Raw genomic sequence first — 19270 nt, forward strand, 5'->3', positions numbered from 1 at the left:
GGCAAGAAGCGCGCGTCGGCGCATGATCCGCACCTGTCCTTCCCCACGTCGTTGGGTTCGAAAGGTTTCGAGCGGGCTGAGGTGCACGGAAATTAGGGGAAGCGCTTTCACGGGTCAAGTAACGACTTCGTAACGTTGCCCGGTTTTCGAAAGTTTTCGGCCCTACAGTGCCTGCATGACCGGTCGAACCACGATCGCGGAGATAGCGCGCTCCGCCGATGTTTCGGTGTCCACCGTCTCCAAGGTGCTGAACGGGCACACGGACGTCGCCGACGACACCCGCCGCCGGGTCCAGCGGCTGCTCGACGAACGTGGGTACCGACGACGCCGGGCGGCTCACCACCGCGGCAGCGGGGACCTGCTCGACCTGGTGATCAACGACCTCGACAGCTCGTGGGGCCTGGCGATCCTGACCGGCGTCGAGGAGGTGGTGGAATCCGCGGGCATCGGGCTGGTGATCTCGGCCGTGCACAGCAGGGCCGCGCTCACCCGTCGCTGGCTGGACTCGTTGCTGGCCCGCGGTTCGCAGGGCGCGATTCTGGTGCTGTCGGATCTGGACGCCTCGCAGCGCGAACAGTTGCGGCGGCACGGAACGCCGATCGTGGTCGTCGACGGAGTGAGCCAGCCGCCGCCCGACGTGCCCTCGGTCGGCGCGACGAACTTCTCCGGCGCGTACGCCGCCACCGAGCACCTGCTGCAGCTCGGACACCGGCGGATCGCGGTCATCGGCGGCCCGGAACAACTCTCGTGCACCCGGGCGCGCATCGCCGGCTACCGGGCCGCGTTCGACGCCGCGGATCTGCCGGCCCCACGCGGCCTGCTGAGATACGGGAACTTCTACCACGACGGCGGATTCCGGGCCGCGCAGTCGCTGCTGGCCGAGGCCGACCCGCCCACGGCCATCTTCGCCGGCAGCGACATGCACGCGATGGGCGTCTTCGAGGCCGCGCGCACGTCCGGGCGGACCGTGCCGGACGACCTCAGCGTCGTCGGGTTCGACGACCTGAACTTCGCGTCCTGGACGTCACCGGCGCTCACGACCGTGCGGCAGCCACTGCACGAGATGGGCGTGACCGCGGCGCGGGCGTTGCTGCGGCTGGTGGCCGGGGAACCACTCGACTCGACGTCGATCGAACTGTCCACCAGTCTGGTGATCCGGGACAGCACGGCGCCGCCGCTAAAATCGGCCGGGTGACGGTTCTGTCGGGTGAGGAGTGGCGCGCGCGGCGCGACACCCACGCGGCGAGCGTCGACGCGCTGCTCCGCGACCACCTCGCGCGCCGCCGTCGCGGCGAACGCCACCCGGTCGAGGACTTCCTGTTCGAGTACTACTCGTTCCGCCCCGGTCAGCTGCGCCGTTGGCACCCTGGCGCCGGGGTCGTCCTCGCCGAGGCCGATCCGGACGACTTCCCCGGGTACACCGCCGTCGAGGGCGGCGTCGTTCTCGATCTGGACGCCTACCTGGCGCGCCGATCGGAGACGGTGGACTGGGTCGCGGGGTTGTTGCGCGCCACCGCCTCACGCCCTCCCCAGCTCGGGTGTTTCGGCATGCACGAGTGGGCGATGGTCTACCGGATCCCCGACGTGCGGCACGATTCCTGGCCCCTGCGCCTCGGCGCGGAACGGACGAATGCCGTCGTCGACGAGCGCGGCGTCCGGTGCAGCCACTTCGACGCGTTCCGGTTCTTCACCGAACCCGCCCGGCCGCTCAACGTGCTCCAGCCGGCCCGTGAGACCCAGGTCGCGCTCGAGCAGCCCGGCTGCCTGCATGCGACGATGGACCTCTACAAATGGGCCTACAAACTGTCCCCGCTCACCCCGTCGGACCTGGTCCTCGACTGTTTCCGGCTGACGAAGAGCGTCCGCGAGCTGGACATGAAGGCGAGCCCGTACGACTTCGCGGCCCTCGGCTACGAGCCGGTGGGCGTGGAAACGCCCGAAGGGCGGGCGGAGTACGCCGCCGCCCAACGGGCGTTCGCAGAACGCGGCGGGATCCTCCGCTCGGCGCTTCTGCGGGTCATCGATCAGACGAGAGCCGGGGCACCGGCGCGGCGCAGACCGTAGTTCAGCGCGTCGATCAGCGCGCGCCACGATGCCTCGATCACGTTGCCGTGGACCCCGACCGTGGTCCATTCGCCCTTGTGGTCGGTGGTGTCGATCAGCACGCGGGTGACCGCGTCGGTGCCGAACCGGCCGTCCAGGATGCGGACCTTGTAGTCGGCGAGTTCCACGTCGGCCAGCGACGGGTAGAACGTGGCCAGCGCCTGGCGCAGCGCGCGGTCGAGTGCGCTGACCGGGCCGTTGCCCTCGGCGGTCGCGATGACCCGCTCACCGTCGACCGCGAGCTTCACGGTCGCCTCGCTGACCGCCTCGCCGGGCTCGCGCTGCTCGACCAGCACCCGGTAGGACTCGAGCCGGAAGAACGTCGGTCCCTCCGAGCCTTCCAGCTCCGAGCGGACGAGCAGCTCGAACGACGCGTCCGCGGCCTCGAACGACGACCCGGCGGCTTCGAGTTCCTTCACGCGCGTGACGACCCGGCCCACCGCCTCCGGCTCGTTGGTGAGGTCGATGCCCAGCTCGCGTGCCTTCAGCTCGATCGACGCGCGCCCGGCCATCTCGGTGACGAGGATGCGCATGTCGTTCCCGACGACCGCGGGTTCCATGTGGTTGTAGAGCTCCGGCGAGACCTTGATCGCGCTCGCGTGCAGCCCGGCCTTGTGCGCGAACGCGCTGGCGCCGACGTAGGGCTGGTGGGTGTCGGGCGCGATGTTCGCGATCTCCGCGATCGCGTGCGAGACGCGAACCAGCTCCGGCAGGCATTCCGCCGGCACGACCGGGCGGTTCATCTTCGTCACCAGCCCGCCGATGATCGCGAACAGGTCGGCGTTGCCGGCCCGCTCGCCGTAGCCGTTCGCGGTGCCCTGCACGTGGGTCGCGCCCGCCTCGACCGCGGCCAGCGTGTTCGCGACCGCGCAGGCCGTGTCGTCCTGCGCGTGCATGCCGACGCGGAAACCGGTCCGTTCGATGACCTCGGACACCACTTGTCCGACGCCCATCGGCAGCATGCCGCCGTTGGTGTCGCAGAGGACGCCGACGTCGGCACCGGACTCGAAGGCCGCGGCCAGTACCCGGACCCCGTAGTCGCGGTCGTGCGCGTAGCCGTCGAAGAAGTGCTCGCAGTCGAGGAACACCCGGCGGCCTTCGCCGACCAGGTACGCGACGGTGTCCCGCACCATCGCCAGGTTCTCCTCGTACGTCGTCCGCAGCGCGTCGGTGACGTGCCGGACGTCGGACTTGGCGACCAGACAGACGACCGGGGTCTGCGCGGCCAGCAGCGCCGCGACCTGCTTGTCGTCCTGCACGCGGACGCCGGCCTTGCGCGTCGCGCCGAACGCCACCAGCCGGGCGTGGCGCAGCTCCAGCTCACCGCGCGCCGCCCGCGCGAAGAACTCGGTGTCGGTCGGCAGTGCTCCCGGCCAGCCGCCCTCGATGAACCCGACCCCGACGTCGTCCAGCAATCGGGCGACCGCGATCTTGTCGGTGGCGGAGTACGAAATGCCCTCGCGCTGGCCTCCGTCGCGCAACGTGGTGTCGAAGACGTGGAAGGTGTCGTCCTGGGCGGTGGGCATCATCTGAACCTCTCTGGCGGAAACCCGGGCAAACAAAAAGACCCCCCACTTCGTGGGAGGTCTGCGCGTCAGCGAACGCTGACGCGCTAGTCGGTAATGCAGAACCCGGTCACGGATCGATAGTTACACATCCCGACCGTTCGCGCGCACAGGCTTCCACCTGGTGGACCATCGTGTCGCCGAGTACTCTGAGCCGAGTATTCGGCTTCGGAGGTGGTCTCGTGGCGCGTCGCAAGGTCTCCAACCCGCTTGCGCTGGCCGCGCTGACGCTGCTCCAGGAGCGTCCGATGCACCCCTACGAGATGTCCTCGACGCTGCGCGAGCGGCGCAAGGACGACAGCATCAAGCTCAACTACGGGTCGCTCTACTCGGTGATCGAGTCCCTGCAGCGCCACGGGCTGATCGAGACGCAGGAGACGACCCGTGAGGGCCGGCGTCCCGAGCGGACGGTCTACGCGATCACCGAGGCCGGTCACCGCGAGGTCGAAGACTGGCTGGGCGAGCTCGTGAGCCGCCCGGTCAAGGAGTACACGCAGTTCGAGGCGGCGCTCTCGCTGCTCGCCGCGCTACCGGTCGACGACGCCGTCCGGTTGCTCCGGCTGCGGCTGGCCACGCTGACGATGGAGGCCCGCAAGGCCGCCGCGATCCAGGAGGAGTTCGCGAGCTTTCCGCGCATCTTCATGCTCGAGAACGAGTACGAGAACGCGATGCGCGACACCGAGATCCGGTACGTCGCCGAGTTGCTGCGCGACATCGAAGCCGGCTCGCTGACCGGTCTGGACGGGTGGAGGCGGATCCACGAACTGCGCTCGTCCGGCCTGTCGCCGGCCGAGGTCGACGCCAAGCTCCTGGCCGAGTTCCCGGTGCACTTCACCGGGCCGGGGGAGGTGGGGCCCGTCGGGTAGACGACGGCCCTCGAACCCGGCGCGCCAACGCCGGCCCGAGGGCCGTCCCGAATCTCCGAACCGAACCCGTTCCGCCGGAGCGGGCGACGATCCCGAGGGTCGCATCTTCAGGGTATCCGTCGCCGGCTCCGCCGTTGCCGACCCCTGAAGGGGAGCCATGCACGCCATTCTTGCGACCGGCCTGACCAAGACCTACGGACGCGGCGCGAAAGCCGTCCACGCGTTGAAGGGCCTCAGCCTGCAGGTGCCGCCCGGCACCGTGTTCGCGCTGCTGGGCCCGAACGGCGCCGGGAAGTCCACCACCGTCAAGATCCTCAGCACGCTCAGCCGGCCCGACGGCGGTACCGCCGAGGTCGCCGGCCACGACGTCCTGCGTGAGCCCGCCGCCGTCCGGGCGAAGATCGGCTACGTCTCCCAGCGTCCGGGTTTCGACCCGATCGCGACCGGACGGGAGAACCTGGTGCTGACCGCACGCCTCCGGGGCATCTCCCGCCGCTCGGCGACCCGCCGCGCGCACGACCTCCTGGAGACGTTCGGGCTCTCCGAAGCGGCCGACCGGCAAGCCGGGCGGTGGTCGGGCGGCATGCAGCGCAAGCTCGACGTCGCGATGGGGCTGGTGCACGAACCCGAGGTGCTGTTCCTCGACGAGCCGACCACGGGTCTCGACCCGGAGGCGCGGACCCAGCTCTGGGCCACCGTGTCGACGCTGACCCGCACCACCGGGCTGACCGTCGTCCTGACCACGCACTACCTCGACGAGGCCGATCAGATGGCCGGTCACCTGCTGATCGTCGACCGCGGCCAGGTCGTCGCCGAAGGCGCGCCGGACGCGCTCAAGGCCGACCTCGGTGGTGACACCGTCCAGGTCGACCTGCAGTCGGCCGACGACGGCGGCCGGGCCGCCCGGCTGCTCGAGGGCCTGCCGGGGGTCGTCCACGTGCGACGCGACGGTCCACGGCTGCGGGCCCAGGCCCGGGACGGTGCCGGGCTCCTCGGTTCGCTGCAGGGTGCGGGCATTCCGCTGGTCGCCGCGAGCGTCGCTCCGGCGTCGCTGGACGACGTGTACCTGCGGTACGCCGGGCGCGCGTTCGCCTCCGCCGAGGGGGTGGCGGCGTGACCCTCGCGCTCGCTCAGACCGGGTTGCTCACCGTTCGGTCCGTCCGGACGCTCGGCCGCCAGCCGGTGTACCTGGTGTTCTCGCTGGTGCAGCCGCTGATCTGGTTGCTGCTGTTCGGCTCGGTGTTCAAGGCGATCGGGACGCTGCCCGGGTTCGGCGGGTCGTACCTGGAGTTCCTGACGCCCGGCGTGGTGGCGATGACCGCCATGCTCACCGCGAACTGGGCCGGGACGTCGTTCATCCAGGACATCGATCGCGGGGTGATGGACCGGACATTGGCGTCGCCCACCCGGCGCGGGGCGATCGTGGGGGCCTCGATCGCGTACCAGGGTCTGACGATGGTGATTCTCGGGCTGATCGTGTTCGGGGCGGCGTGGGTGGCCGGGGTGCGGTACCCGAGCGTCGTCGGGGTGCTGGTCACGATCGGGCTGGCGGTGCTACTGGCGGCGGCGTTCACCGGGTTGTCGGACGCGCTGGCGCTGATGCTGCGGTCGCAGGACGCGCTGATCGGGTTGTCGCAGTTCCTGACGCTGCCGCTGTCGTTCCTGTCGTCGGTGATGCTGGCGCCCTCGTTGATGCCGGGGTGGGTGGCGTCCGCGGCGGCCTGGAATCCGCTGAACTGGGCCGCGGTGGGCAGCCGCTCGGCGCTGTCGGAGGCGCCGGACTGGGGCCTGATCGGCCGCGACGCGCTGCAGCTCACCGCCCTGGCGTTGGCCCTGGCGGTGGCGGCCGGAGCCGCCTTCCGCAGCTACCAGCGCTCGTCGTGAGCGGGAGACCCGGCACCACTGACACCAACGTACACACGAGTGCTACGGTCATGGCGTCGGGTCCCCGAAGTCCGGCACAGTGACGTACATGGCTGATGGGGACGGAACGCAGTCGGAGGGAGGCGCCATGGGTGCCGAGGCTATTCCGGAGTGGATGCGGATTCCGCAGGGGCAGTGGACGGCCGACGACCTCGACTTGGTGCCCGAGGAGGTCGGCCGCTGTGAAGTGCTCGACGGAGCACTTATCGTGATGTCCCCCCAACGTTTTTTTCACTCGACGACGATAAGGCGGCTGGCGAACGCGCTGGAGATTGCCGCACCGCCGGGGTGGACGGTCGTCACCGAATTCACGATTCGGATCGACGATCGAACGCGGCTCGAGCCGGACGTTCTCGTCCTCCGGCCGGGCGCGATCATCACCCCCGATTCGACCTTCTGCTGGCCTGGGGACGTCGCACTTGCCGTCGAGGTCGTCTCGCCCGACTCAACGGTGCGCGACCGCGTCATCAAGCCGGCGAAATATGCCGCTGCAGGCATCCCGCAGTACTGGCGCATCGAGGAGGACGACGGCGCGGCGACCGATCACATCTACCTCCTCGACGGCAACGGTCGATATGCCAGGACAGCGGTCGAGGACGGAAAGTTGCACCTCGACCAGCCGTTCCCGTTCTTCCTCGACATCGGCGATCTGTATCCCTAGAGCGGAGTGACGTAGGCGCCGCTGATTCCGCCGTCTACCAGGAACTCGCTGGCGGTCATGAAGCTCGAGTCGTCGCTGGCCAGGAACGCCACGGCGGCGGCGATCTCGGTCGCATCGGCGAAGCGGCCCATCGGAATGTGCACCATCCGCCGCGCCGCCCGCTCCGGGTCGGACGCGAACAGCTCCCGCAGCAGCGGCGTATCGACCGGCCCGGGCGACACCGCGTTCACCCGGATCCCCTCCCGCGCGAACTGCACCCCGAGCTCCCGCGACATCGCCAGCACAGCGCCCTTCGACGCGGTGTACGAGATCTGCGACGTCGCCGCCCCCATCCGCGCCACGAACGACGCGGTGTTGATGATCGACCCCTTGCCCTGCCGCTGCATCACCGGAATCTGCGCCTTGCAGCACAGGTACACCGACGTCAGGTTGACCTCCTGCACCCGGCGCCAGGCGTCCAGGCCAGTCGTCAGGATCGAGTCGTCGTCCGGCGGCGAGATCCCCGCGTTGTTGAACGCGATGTCCAGCCGTCCGTACGTGTCGACCGCCGCCGCCACCATCGCCGTGACGTCGGACTCCGACGTCACGTCGGTCCGCACGAAGATTCCGCCGACCTCGTCCGCGGCCGCCTTCCCGGCGTCGAGGTCGACGTCCGCGACCACCACTCGCGCCCCCTCGGACGCGAACCGGCGCACGGTCGCCAGCCCGATACCGCTCCCCCCGCCGGTGACGATCGCCACCCGGTCCGCCAACCGCTCCATCTGTTCAGTCCTCCGTCGCGATGAACACGTTCTTGACCTCGGTGAACGCGGCCAGCGCGTCCGGGCCGAGCTCGCGCCCCAGACCGGAGCGCTTGAAACCGCCGAACGGTGTCGAGTACCGCACCGACGAGTGCGAGTTGACGCTCAGGTTGCCGGCGTCGACCGCCCGCGCGACCCGCAACGCCCGCCCCACGTCCCGCGTCCAGATCGAACCGGACAGGCCGTAGACCGTGTCGTTGGCCAGCCGCACCGCGTCCGCCTCGTCGTCGAACGGCAGCACCGCGACGACCGGGCCGAAGACCTCCTCGGTCACGATCGGATCGGCCGGCGACTCCGGCAGCACCACCGTGGGCGCGAACCAGAACCCGGGGCCGTCCGGAGCGATCCCGGCGAACGCCACCGAGGCCGACGAGACGTACCCCGCGACCCGGTCCCGCTGCGCGGCGCTGACCAGCGGCCCCATCTCGGTGCCGGGGTCGTTCGGATCCCCGACGACGACGGCACGCACCGCGGGTTCCAGCAACGACAGGAACTCGTCGAACACCGAGCGCTGCACGAGGATCCGCGAGCGCGCACAGCAGTCCTGGCCCGCGTTGTCGAAGACCCCGCCCGGAGCGGCGGCCGCGGCCCGGGACAGGTCCGAGTCCGCGAACACGATGTTCGCCGACTTGCCCCCGAGTTCGAGCGTCACCCGCTTGATCGTGGCCGCGCACCGCTCCATGACGTGCTGACCCACCGCGGTGGAGCCGGTGAAGACGATCTTCGCCACGTCGGGATGCGAAAGCAGACGCTCACCGACGACCCGCCCGGCGCCGGGCAGCACCGTGAACACGCCCTCCGGGATGCCGGCCTCCAGCGCCAGCTCAGCGAGGCGAAGAGCGGTCAGCGGCGTGAGCTCCGCCGGCTTCAGCACGACCGTGTTCCCGGCCGCCAGGGCAGGCGCGAATCCCCAGCCCGCGATCGGCATCGGGAAGTTCCACGGCACGATGATGCCGACCACGCCGAGCGGCTCGGCGAACGTCACGTCGACGCCGCCGGCCACCGGGATCTGCTTCCCGAAGTTCCGCTCGGGCGCGCCCGCGTAGTAGTCGAGGACGTCCCGGACGTTCCCGGCCTCCCACCGCGCCGACCCGATCGGGTGCCCGGCATTCCTCACTTCGAGCGACGCCAGCTCGTCGAGGTGCGAGTCGACGACCGCCGCGAACCGGCGCAGCAGCCGCGCCCGGTCGGCCGGGTTCACCGCCCGCCAGGCCGGATAGGCGGCGCGGGCCCGGGCGACGGCCTCGTCGGTCTCGGACACCGAGGCCAGGTGCACGGTCGCGATGGTCTGGGCGGTCGCCGGGTTGATCACGTCGTGGGCGCCGACGGCGTCCAACGTGTTGGTGCTCAATGGTTCTCCTTCGCGGTCGCGCTCAGCGCGATGTCACAGGCGCTCGAAGCCTCGGCGCAGCTCCCAGTCGGTGACGGCCGCGTCGAAGGCCTTCAGCTCGACGTCCGCGGCGTTGAGGTAGTGGTCGACCACGTCGTCGCCGAAGGCCTCCCGGGCCAGCGAGGACGCCGCGAACGCCTCGCGCGCGTCGCGCAGCGTCGTCGGCACCCGCGGTGCGTCCGAGACGTAGGCGTTGCCGACGAGCTCCGGCTCGAGTTCCAGCTCCTCGTCGACGCCCGCGAGCCCGGCGACGATCATCGCGGCCGACGCCAGGTACGGGTTGACGTCCGCGCCCGGCACCCGGTTCTCGAACCGCAGCCCGTGCCCGTGCCCGACGATCCGCAGCGCGCAGGTGCGGTTGTCCTTGCCCCAGGCGATCGCGGTGGGTGCGAACGACCCGTCCGCGTAACGCTTGTACGAGTTGATGTTCGGCGCGAACATCAGCGTCAGCTCACGCATGTACTTGAGCTGACCGGCCAGGAACCGCCGGAACACCACGTCGTCGTCGGCGAAGGTCGCCGCCCCGTCGAGACCCCGCAGCGACAGGTGGATGTGGCACGAGTTGCCCTCGCGCTCGTTCACCTTGGCCATGAACGTGAGGCTGACGCCGTCCTGCGCCGCGATCTCCTTGGCGCCGTTCTTGTAGATCACGTGGTGGTCGCACGCGGCCGTGACCTCGTCGTACTTGAACGCGATCTCGTGCTGCCCGGGGTTGCACTCGCCCTTCGCCGACTCGACCGTGAGCCCGGCGCCGGTCATCGCGAGCCGGATCCGGCGCAGTAACGGCTCGATCCGCGACGTGCCGAGCAGCGAATAGTCGACGTTGTACTGGTTGGCGGGCGTCAGACCCCGGTAACCGGCGTCCCAGGCCTGCTCGTAGGTGTCCTTGTACACGACGAACTCGAGCTCGGTACCCGCGTAGGCCTTCCAGCCGCGCTCGGCCAGGCGCTCGGCCTGCTTACCGAGGATCTGCCGGGGCGACGCGACCACCGGCGTGCCGTCGAGCCACTGCAGGTCGGCGAGCAGACCCACGCTTCCGGGGTGCCACGGGATGCGGTGCAGCGTCGAGAAATCGGGCTGCATCACGAAGTCGCCGTAGCCGGTGGACCAGGAACTCATCGCGTAGCCGTCGACCGTGTTCATCTCGACGTCGACCGCGAGCAGGTAGTTGCAGCCCTCGGCGGCGTGCCCCACGACGTCGGACAGGAAGTACTCGGCGGAGAGCCGTTTTCCCTGCAGACGCCCCTGCATGTCGGTGAACGCGAGGACCACGGTGTCGATGCTTCCGTCGGCGATCTCAATCCGTACCTGCTCGAGGTCCAACCGGCCCGCCATGCCCACCTCCGGTTTTGTACGTTGCTGCGCAACGTAGATCGTGGAACCGTCCAGCGCAATGGTCCTCGTACAGACCTTTAGGCGGACGAGAGGCTCAGCGCAGAAAACCGCGGAGCAGAGCGGCGGTCGCGTCGCAGTGTTCGCGCATCGCCGCGGCCGCGCGGTCGGGATCGCGGTCGGCGATCGCTCCGGCGACCTCGGTGTGCTGGGCGTCGGAGTGGGCGATGTTCGAGCGCAGCACCGGGATGCGCTCCAGCAGCGCGGAGATCCGGGCCTGGACGTCGGCGACCGCGGCGATCAGCGGAGCGTTGCCGGTCACGCCGGCGATCGCGAGGTGGAAGCGCGAGTCGGCGCGCCGCCGGTCCGCGTCGTCGGTCGCGCCGGAGACCTCGGCCAAACAATCGAGCAGGAACTGCACGTCGGCGCCCGACCGAGCCGCCAGCGCCGCCGCACCCGGCTCGATGATCCGGCGATAGTCCAGCGCATGCGTGAGCGACTCCCCCATCGAGCGGGCCACCGCCTCCGGGTCGCCGTCGGGCAGCCGGTAGCGCACGAACGTCCCGCCGCCTCGCCCTCGGCGTGACGTCACGAATCCGGCGTCGGCCAGCGCCGCCAGCGCGTCCCGGAGCGTCATCCGGCTGACGCCGAGCATCGTGGCGAGCTCGCGTTCCGGCGGGAGCCGGTCGGTGACCGCCCCCAGCCGGATCGCGGTCGCCAGCCGTTCCACGGTCACCTCGAACGGGTTCCCGTCCCGGACCGGCCGGAACAGGGTCCGCGCCAGCGCCGCCGCCGGTTCCCCGCCGCCGACCGCCGCACCACCGCCGTCCTCGGCCGGGGCGTCGCTGATGTCTAGCCTCCGTCCACGCCGGGGATGCGGCCGTTGCGGAACGCGTCGACGAAGTGCCGGTGGTCGTCGCGGACCTGGCGGGCGTAGCCGAGGCCGAAGGCCACCAGATCGTCGGCGAACTCCTCGTCCCGGTCCGCGACCGCGGCCACGATCGCGTCCTCGGTCTGGAACTTCACCAGGCTCTGCTCGCTGTCGGCGTCCGACACGCAGTGCACCTTGGCCACCGCCTGCCCGAGCTGGTCCAGCAGCGGCATGATGTCGGCCGGCTCGTTGACGTCCGACCAGTCGATGTCGTTCTCGTACGGCGAGAGCTCCTGCACGACCTGACCGACGCCGTCGATCTCCGTCCACCCGAGCCAGGGGTCGGCGTGCGCCTGCAAGGCCCGCTGCGAGACCACGGTGCGGTGGCCGTGGTGCTCGAAGTACGTCTTGATGTCGGCGTCCGGTACGACCCGGCTCGGCGCCGCCACGTTGCCCTGCTTCATCGACAGCACGACGTCGTTCTCCAGCGCCTGCGTCGCGCCCTCGACCAGCAGGTTGTACGCGGGCAGGCCGGCCGAACCGATCCCGAACCCGGACCGGCCGACGACGTCCTTCACGACGTAGCTCTGGACGTCTTTCCGCTTGCCTTCCGGAATCGTCTCCAGGTACTTGCGGAACGCCTTTTCGACCTTGTCGCGCTCGTCCGACTCGAGCAGCCGCACGCCCGGCCCCTCGCGGAACACCCGGTCGGCCTCGCGAATCGTGGTCGTGCGCTGGAGCAACGCGATCCGGGTCTGCATCCGCGAATCGAGCAGCACGTTCCGCAGCACGCCGGTCGCGCTGTCGAGCGTCAGCCGGAACTCCTCGTCGCCGGTGTGCTCCGCGAACCGCCGGACCGTGCGCAGGTAGGCGTCCGACACGGTGCGGATCATGCGCTCGATCGTGCCGTCCGACAGCGCTTTCCCGAAGCCGAGCAGAGCGAGGCTGGCCGCCAGACGCTGCAGGTCCCAGGTGTAGTGACCGACGTAGGCCTCGTCGTAGTCGTTGACGTCGAAGACCAGGACGCCGGACGAATCCATGTACGTGCCGAAGTTCTGGCAGTGCAGGTCGCCCTGGATCCAGACCCGGCGGGTGCGCTCGTCGGTCCACGGGTCCTCGACGTCGATCCGGGAGTCGGTGACGTCGGCGTAGAAGATGCAGGCGCTGCCGCGGTAGAACGCGAACGGATCGGCGGCCATCTTCCGGAACTTCGTGCGGAACGCGGCCGGTGCGGCCTCGATCAGCGGCTCGAACGTGTCGACGAGGATGCCGATCAGTTGAGCGGACCGCTCGTCGGCGTCCCGCGCGGCGAGGGCATCGACCAGCGCGGACGCCGGGGTCTCGTGCGTAGTTTCCACGAGCCGCAGGGTAGACCGTGTTAGCGACCGACCGCGTAACCCTGCGCACCCCGGGGGTTGGCCGCGGCCGAGAGTTGCCCGGTCGACGGGTCGCGGCTGACCGACGAGAGCCGCCCGAGCGCCCAGTCACCGGCTCTGGTCACGACGTGCCCGCGCGCTTCGAGGTCGTCGACGAAGCCGAGCCGGTCTTCCACCACCGCGCCGCCCGGCGTCCACCAGCGGGGCCAGAAGCTGCCCGGGAAGCTCGTGGTGTGGAACGCCGGAGCCTCGATCGCCTGCTGCGGGGTGAGCCCGCCGGCCAGGACCCGGACGACGTAGGCCGCCTGCCACTGGTCTTGCTGATCGCCGCCGGGCGTACCGAACGCGCTGACCACCTCGCCGTCCTCGACCAGCAGGGACGGCGTCAGCGTGGTGCGCGGCCTCTGGCCGGGGCGCAGCGCGGAGGGGCTCCGCGGGTCGAGCCAGCTCATCTGCAGCCGGGTCCCGAGCGCGAACCCCAGCTCTCCGACCGTCGGGGACGACTGCAGCCAGCCCCCGGAGGGCGTCGCCGAGATCACGTTCCCCCACCGGTCGACGACGTCCAGGTGGCAGGTGTCGCCCCGCACTGTGGGTTCGCCGATCGTGCGGTCGAGCACGGTCGCGCCCTCGACCAGCGGCGGCCGGTACGTCGAGTCGCCACCGGGGCGGAACTCCGCCGAGGCGCGCTCGCCGATCAGCGTCCGCCGCTCGGCGGCGTACTCCGCGCTCAGGAGGTGTTCGACGGACACGTCCTCCCCGTAGTGGACGTCCCGGTCGGCGAGCGCCAGCTTCAACGCTTCCAGCACCCGGTGGACGCCGTCCGGCGTGTCGAGATCGAGCTCGGAGTCGGTGAAACCGTCGAGGATCGCCAGCGTCTGGAGCAGCACCGGGCCTTGCGACCAGGGACCGGCCTTGAGCACCTCGTGCCCGCGGAACGACCCGCGCACCGGCTCCTCGTAGCCGGCTTCCCAATCGGCCAGGTCCTCGCAGCTGAGCACCCCGGGGAACACACCGCCGGACGAGTGCCGGTGCGGATCGCCGGCGGCACCGCACAGCGCGTGGGCCACGAACCCGGTGCGCCATTCGCTGCGCACCGCGTCGACACGGTCCTCCCGGGTGGAACCGACGGCCGCGTCCCCGAGGCGTCCCAGCGTCCGGGCCCAGGCCGGGTTGCTGAGTACCTCCCCGACCCGCGGCACCCGGCCGCCGGGCAGCCACAGCGCCGCCGAGCTGGGCCAGGACTCCCGGAACAGGTCGGCGGCCCCGGCGATCGTCGCCACCTCGGCCGGCAGCAGCGCGTGCCCGCGGGACGCGTAGTGCGCCGCGAACCCGAGAACGTCCGGCACCTCCCAGGTGCCGTGGTCCCGCAGCAGCACCAGCCAGGCGTCGACCGCGCCCGGCACCGCCGCGGCCAGCGCACCCGCGCCCGGCACCAGGTCGAGCCCCAGCGAACCGAAGTGCTCGATCGTCGCTCCGGCCGGCGCCGGGCCCTGTCCGGCCAGGACCTGGGGCCGTGCGCCGGCCGGAGCGATCAGCGCGACCAAGTCGCCGCCCGGCCCGTTGAGATGCGGCTCGACGACGTGCAGCACGAACGCGGCCGCGACCGCGGCGTCGAACGCGTTGCCGCCGCGCTCGAGCACGGCCTGCCCGGTCGCCGAGGCCAGCCAGTGCGTCGACGCGCACATCCCGAACGAGCCGGTGAGATCCGGGCGAGCCTGCATCACAGGCGGGTGATCCACCCGTGGGTGTCGTCCACGCGGCCGTGCTGCAGGTCGAGGAGCGCGCCGCGCAGCTTCATCGTGACGTCGCCGGGGCCGCCGTCGGCGACCGTGAACTCGCCGTCGTTGCCCTTGACCGTGCCGACCGGCGTGATCACCGCGGCCGTGCCGCACGCGAACGCCTCGGTCATCCGGCCGTTGGCCGCGGTCTCCCGCCACTCGTCGGTGGAGATCTTCCGGACGTCGGTGGTGAGGCCCAGCTCTTCGGCCAGCGCCAGGATGCTGTCTCGGGTGACGCCCGGCAGCAGCGAGCCGTTGAGTTCGGGCGTGACCAGCGTGTTGCCGTCGAGGACGAAGTACAGGTTCATCCCGCCCATCTCCTCGATGTACTTGTGCTCGATCGCGTCGAGCCAGACCACCTGGTCACAGCCCTGCGCGGCGGCCTGGGCCTGGGCGACGAGGCTGGCCGCGTAGTTGCCTGCGCACTTCGCCTCGCCGGTGCCGCCGGGCGCCGCGCGGGTGTAGTCGGTCGACAGCCAGACGCTCACCGGCTGGACGCCGCGCGGGAAGTACGCGCCGACCGGCGACGCGATCAGCACGAACAGGTACTCCAGCGCCGGGCGGACACCCAGGTACGGGTCGGTCGCGAACATGAACGGACGCAGGTAGAGGCTCGTCTCGGGGGCGCTCGGGACCCACTGCTGGTCGTGCTCGACCAACAGCCGGATCGACTCGAGGAACAGCTCCTCGGGAATCTCCGGCATCGCGAGCCGCGCCGCCGAGCGGTTGAACCGGCGGGCGTTCTGCTCCGGCCGGAACAGGCCGAGCGCGCCGTCCGGGTGCCGGTAGACCTTGAGACCTTCGAAGATCTCCTGGCCGTAGTGCAGCGCGGAGGTGGCCGGGTCGAGGCTGATCGGGCCGTACGGCTCCAGCCGGGCGTCGTACCAGCCCTTACCTTCCGCGTACCGGATCGTCACCATGTGGTCGGTGAAGATCCGGCCGAAGCCGGGGTCGACCATCAGCGCTTCGCGCTCCGAGTCGGTGCGTGGGTTCGTGGCCGGGTCGATCTCGAAGTCCAGGGTGCTGCTCATGGCGGTCCTTCCGCATCGCTGGGGTGAGCCCGACCACGAGGGGGGCATCACCCGAATTTACCGCCCGTCCAGGCGGCTGGGGTTGGTGCGGGCGTCGGAACGGACGGCCGAGCGTCGTCACGAATGACGAAGACCCGGGCGCCGCGCGGCACCCGGGTCTTCGGTACGACAGGGGCTAGCTCACACGGGCGGCGATCCGGTCGCCTACCTCGGTGGTGCGTACGGCTGCGCCCGGCTCGCGCGCGGCCAGGTCGTCGGCCACCGCGGCCTCGACCTTCCTGGCCTCGTCGGCGTGGCCGAGGTGGTCGAGCAGCAGCGCGACCGACAGGATCGTCGCGGTCGGGTCGGCGATGCCCTGGCCGGTGATGTCGGGTGCGGAGCCGTGGACCGGCTCGAACATCGACGGGAATTCCTTCGTCGGGTTGATGTTGCCGCTGGCGGCCAGCCCGATGCCGCCGCTGATCGCGGCCGCGATGTCGGTGAGGATGTCACCGAACAGGTTGTCGGTGACGACCACGTCGAACCGCTGCGGGTTCGTCACGAAGAACATGCTCGCCGCGTCGACGTGCTGGTAGTCGGTGGTGACGTCCGGGAACTCCTGGCCGACCTCGGCGAACGTCCTGGCCCACAGGTTCCCGGCGTTCACCAGCACGTTCTGCTTGTGGACGAGCGTCAGGTGGCGCCGCGGGCGGGTCCGGGCCCGGCCGTAGGCGTCGCGGATCACGCGCTCGACGCCGCTGCGGGAGTTCAGGCTCTCTTCGGTCGCGACCTCGCGCGCGGTGCCCTTGGCCAGCACGCCACCGGCACCGGCGTAGAGGCCCTCGGTGCCCTCACGGATCACGACGAAGTCGATGTCACCGGGCTTCAGGCCGCCCAGCGGGCTCGTCACGCCCTCGTAGAGCCGGGCCGGGCGCAGGTTGACGTAGTGGTCGAACGCGAACCGCAGCTTGAGCAGCAGCCCCCGCTCGAGGACGCCCGGCGGCACCCCCGGGTCGCCGACCGCGCCGAGCAGGATCGCGTCGTGGCCGGCCAGCTCGGCTTGCACCGAGTCGGGCAGCACCTCGCCGGTCGCGTGGTAGCGGCGGGCACCGAGGTCGTAGTCGGTGGTCTCGACGCCCGGCAGAACCGCGTTCAGGACCTTCAGGCCCTCGGCCACGACTTCCGGGCCGATACCGTCTCCGCCGATGACCGCGAGGTTCGTCATTCCGCGAGCCTAGCGGAGCGTCCCATCCTCCGGTACTCCGGTCTCGCTACTCGGGATCGGCTCGACTTCGCTGAGGTCAACGGTGCTGGCGTCGTGCGCCCCGATCGCGGCGGCGAGCCGCTGCAGCAGGTCGGACGGGACCGCCTGGTCGACCGCGACGGCCATCAGCGAACGACTTCCGGCCGCGGTCCTGGCGACCTGCATGCCGGCGATGTTGACGCCGGCGTCGCCGAGCAGCACGCCGAGCGTCCCGACCACTCCGGGCCGGTCGGTGTACTGGAGGAACAGCAGGTGCCCGTTCGGGACCAGGTCGATGTCGAACGCGTCGATGTTCGTCAGCTTCTGGACCCGGCGCGGGCCGGACAGCGTCCCCGAGACGCGCAGCGAACGGCCGTCGTCGAGCACGCCGGAGACCGTCACCAGGCTGCGGTACTCCGGGCTCGCCGACTCGGTGGTGAGCCCGACCTCCACCCCCCGCTCCTTGGCCAGCAGCGGCGCGTTCACGAACGTCACCGACTCCTCGACGATGTCGGCGAACACCCCCTTGAGCGCGGCCAGTTCCAGCACGCTCACGTCGTACTCGGCGATGTCACCCCGCACGTCGACGGTGATCGACCGGGCCAGCCCGCTGGCCAGCGCCGTGAACACCCGGCCGAGCTTCTCGGCCAGCGGCAGCGACGGCCGGACCTCTTCCGCCACCACCCCACCCGCTTGGACGTTGACCGCGTCCGGCACGAACTCGCCGTTCAGGGCCAGCCGGACGCTCCGCGCGACGGCCAGCCCCGCTTTGTCTTGCGCCTCCACCGTGGATGCCCCGAGGTGCGGGGTCGCCACGACGTTCTCCAGCCCGAACAGCGGCGAGTCGGTGCACGGCTCGGTCGCGTAGACGTCGAGGCCGGCGGCTGCCACCCGGCCGTCGACGAGTGCGTCGTAGAGCGCCTGCTCGTCGATGAGCCCGCCCCGGGCGGCGTTCACGATGCGGACGGTCGGTTTGACGAGGCGGAGCTCCTTCTCGCCGATCAGTCCGAGGGTCTCGGCGGTCTTCGGCAGGTGGATCGAGACGAAGTCGCTCTCGGCGAGCAACTCCTCCAAGCTCACCAGCCGGACGCCGATCTGCGCGGCCCTGGTCGGCTGGACGTACGGGTCGTAGGCGATCAGCCGGGTACCGAACGCGGCCATCCGCTGGGCGAACAGCACACCGATCCGGCCCAGCCCGACGACGCCGATCGTCTTGTCGGAGATCTCGACGCCGGTGTACCTCGAGCGCTTCCAGCCACCGCCACGCAGCGCCGCGTGCGCCGGGGAGATGTTGCGGGCGGTCGCCAGCAGCAGCGCGATCGCCTGTTCGGCGGCCGAGACGATGTTCGACGTCGGCGCGTTCACGACCATGACGCCCCGGGCCGTCGCGGCCGGCACGTCGACGTTGTCCAGCCCGACGCCGGCGCGCGCGACGACCTTCAGCCGCGGCGCGGACGCCAGCGCCTCGGCGTCGATGTGGGTGGCGCTTCTGACCAGCACGGCGTCCGCCTCGGTGAGCGCCGGGAGCAGCGCGGAACGGTCGGCACCGTCGACGTGGCGAACCTCGAAGTCCCGGGCCAGGACGTCGAGCGCGGACGGTGCGAGTTCCTCGGCGACGAGGACGACTGGCTGGGGCACGTCGGTGTCCTTACCGGAGGCCGGAGGAGCAGCAGCGCTCCCGATAGTAAGAAAGAACTGACCGCATCGACACAGACGTGGCCCAGATGGCACGAGTTCACTGGGCACAATTGACGCGTGAGTCCAAACAGCGATCAGACGGCCACCGCGGCACCGCGCGGATGGGCCCTCGCCGGGCTGCTCGGCGCGGCGCTCGCCCTCGGCTGGACCGCCGTCGCGGTGGCGTTTCTCGTGCCCGCGTTCACCGACTCGGCCCCGTCGACGATCGGCGACGGCGTCGCGCTCGGCATCGTCGTCGTGGGCGTGCTGGTGCTGGCCGCGCTCAGCACGGTCGGGGCCCGGGCGGCCTGGAAGTACGCCTACTACGACGCCCCGGAAGAACCGCGGCGGCTGATGATCGCCGCCCTCTGCACGGTCGTGGTAGCCGGCTGGCCCGCGGTCGGCGCGCTCACCCGTGGCCTGGACGGCGTCACCGACCCGACCGGCGCCGGCGCACTCGCCTTGACCGCTCTAGGCGGCGCCACCCTGATAGTCATGCACCGAGCCCGCACCACCTGAACGACCCGACGCAGTCGTTCTCGGTATTGACCTGGCGCCCGCGGGGGGGGGGGGGGGGGGCCCCCCCCAAACACCGGCCCCCCCAAAACCCGATGGGGGTTTTGGGGGGGGGGCCCCCCAAAAAAAAAAACGCGCGAAAAGCCCGGGGCCAACAAA

Annotated in this window: 17 protein-coding genes; 7 read left to right on the plus strand and 10 right to left on the minus strand. The window is 70.8% G+C overall.

Features of this window, described 5'->3' with window-relative positions:
• The first annotated feature begins 175 nt into the window (after window positions 1–175).
• Both ACIBZJ_RS26450 and ACIBZJ_RS26455 read left to right on the plus strand, forming a co-directional pair.
• Complete coding sequence (locus ACIBZJ_RS26450) at window positions 176–1195, plus strand: LacI family DNA-binding transcriptional regulator (RefSeq protein WP_395934035.1); 1020 nt, start codon at window positions 176–178, stop codon at window positions 1193–1195.
• On the plus strand, window positions 1192–2064 hold the full coding sequence (locus tag ACIBZJ_RS26455; protein WP_395934037.1) for a 3-methyladenine DNA glycosylase: 873 nt from the start codon (window positions 1192–1194) through the stop codon (window positions 2062–2064). The genes ACIBZJ_RS26450 and ACIBZJ_RS26455 overlap by 4 nt, the downstream gene beginning before the upstream one ends.
• Here ACIBZJ_RS26455 and cimA read toward each other — a convergent pair.
• A complete protein-coding gene (gene cimA, locus ACIBZJ_RS26460) occupies window positions 2025–3629 on the minus strand; it encodes a citramalate synthase (protein WP_395934120.1) in 1605 nt (534 codons plus the stop codon). The genes ACIBZJ_RS26455 and cimA overlap by 40 nt on opposite strands.
• Before the next feature lie 221 nt (window positions 3630–3850).
• Between cimA and ACIBZJ_RS26465 the strand changes: the two genes are divergently transcribed.
• The 4 genes from ACIBZJ_RS26465 (at window position 3851) to ACIBZJ_RS26480 (ending at window position 7118) form a co-directional block, all read left to right on the plus strand.
• Window positions 3851–4534 carry a PadR family transcriptional regulator gene (locus ACIBZJ_RS26465; protein ID WP_395934039.1) on the plus strand — a complete coding sequence of 228 codons (684 nt, stop codon included), beginning with the start codon at window positions 3851–3853 and terminating at the stop codon, window positions 4532–4534.
• Between the two features lie 157 nt (window positions 4535–4691).
• Window positions 4692–5651, plus strand: coding sequence for an ATP-binding cassette domain-containing protein (locus ACIBZJ_RS26470; protein ID WP_395934041.1), 960 nt, complete (start codon window positions 4692–4694; stop codon window positions 5649–5651).
• Window positions 5648–6418, plus strand: a complete 771-nt coding sequence (locus ACIBZJ_RS26475) for an ABC transporter permease (RefSeq protein ID WP_395934043.1) — start codon at window positions 5648–5650, stop codon at window positions 6416–6418. The genes ACIBZJ_RS26470 and ACIBZJ_RS26475 overlap by 4 nt, the downstream gene beginning before the upstream one ends.
• A gap of 127 nt (window positions 6419–6545) precedes the next feature.
• On the plus strand, window positions 6546–7118 hold the full coding sequence (locus tag ACIBZJ_RS26480; RefSeq protein ID WP_395934045.1) for a Uma2 family endonuclease: 573 nt from the start codon (window positions 6546–6548) through the stop codon (window positions 7116–7118).
• Here ACIBZJ_RS26480 and ACIBZJ_RS26485 read toward each other — a convergent pair.
• The 9 genes from ACIBZJ_RS26485 to serA all read right to left on the minus strand — a co-directional run bounded on the left by ACIBZJ_RS26485 (window position 7115) and on the right by serA (window position 18556).
• Window positions 7115–7879, minus strand: a complete 765-nt coding sequence (locus ACIBZJ_RS26485; RefSeq protein WP_395934047.1) for a 3-oxoacyl-ACP reductase — start codon at window positions 7877–7879, stop codon at window positions 7115–7117. The two genes, ACIBZJ_RS26480 and ACIBZJ_RS26485, sit on opposite strands and share 4 nt — an antisense overlap.
• Before the next feature lie 4 nt (window positions 7880–7883).
• Window positions 7884–9269 carry an aldehyde dehydrogenase family protein gene (locus ACIBZJ_RS26490; RefSeq protein ID WP_395934049.1) on the minus strand — a complete coding sequence of 462 codons (1386 nt, stop codon included), beginning with the start codon at window positions 9267–9269 and terminating at the stop codon, window positions 7884–7886.
• A gap of 33 nt (window positions 9270–9302) precedes the next feature.
• Window positions 9303–10643 carry a glutamine synthetase family protein gene (locus ACIBZJ_RS26495; protein ID WP_395934051.1) on the minus strand — a complete coding sequence of 447 codons (1341 nt, stop codon included), beginning with the start codon at window positions 10641–10643 and terminating at the stop codon, window positions 9303–9305.
• A gap of 94 nt (window positions 10644–10737) precedes the next feature.
• Complete coding sequence (locus ACIBZJ_RS26500; protein ID WP_395934053.1) at window positions 10738–11376, minus strand: FadR/GntR family transcriptional regulator; 639 nt, start codon at window positions 11374–11376, stop codon at window positions 10738–10740.
• Between the two features lie 116 nt (window positions 11377–11492).
• A complete protein-coding gene (locus tag ACIBZJ_RS26505; protein WP_395934055.1) occupies window positions 11493–12869 on the minus strand; it encodes a DUF2252 domain-containing protein in 1377 nt (458 codons plus the stop codon).
• A gap of 20 nt (window positions 12870–12889) precedes the next feature.
• A complete protein-coding gene (locus ACIBZJ_RS26510) occupies window positions 12890–14608 on the minus strand; it encodes a gamma-glutamyltransferase family protein (protein WP_395934057.1) in 1719 nt (572 codons plus the stop codon).
• Window positions 14608–15696, minus strand: a complete 1089-nt coding sequence (locus ACIBZJ_RS26515) for a branched-chain amino acid aminotransferase (RefSeq protein WP_395934059.1) — start codon at window positions 15694–15696, stop codon at window positions 14608–14610. The genes ACIBZJ_RS26510 and ACIBZJ_RS26515 overlap by 1 nt, the downstream gene beginning before the upstream one ends.
• A gap of 175 nt (window positions 15697–15871) precedes the next feature.
• Complete coding sequence (locus ACIBZJ_RS26520) at window positions 15872–16900, minus strand: 3-isopropylmalate dehydrogenase (RefSeq protein WP_395934061.1); 1029 nt, start codon at window positions 16898–16900, stop codon at window positions 15872–15874.
• Window positions 16901–16909: 9 nt separating this feature from the next.
• Complete coding sequence (serA, locus tag ACIBZJ_RS26525; RefSeq protein WP_395934063.1) at window positions 16910–18556, minus strand: phosphoglycerate dehydrogenase; 1647 nt, start codon at window positions 18554–18556, stop codon at window positions 16910–16912.
• Window positions 18557–18673: 117 nt separating this feature from the next.
• On the opposite strand from serA, the gene ACIBZJ_RS26530 reads away from it, so the two are divergent.
• Window positions 18674–19114: a hypothetical protein gene (locus ACIBZJ_RS26530; RefSeq protein ID WP_395934065.1), complete on the plus strand. Its 441-nt coding sequence runs from the start codon at window positions 18674–18676 to the stop codon at window positions 19112–19114.
• The last annotated feature ends 156 nt before the right edge of the window (window positions 19115–19270 follow it).

The organism is Cryptosporangium sp. NPDC051539 (assembly GCF_044454545.1).
Classification (GTDB): Bacteria; Actinomycetota; Actinomycetes; order Mycobacteriales; family Cryptosporangiaceae; genus Cryptosporangium.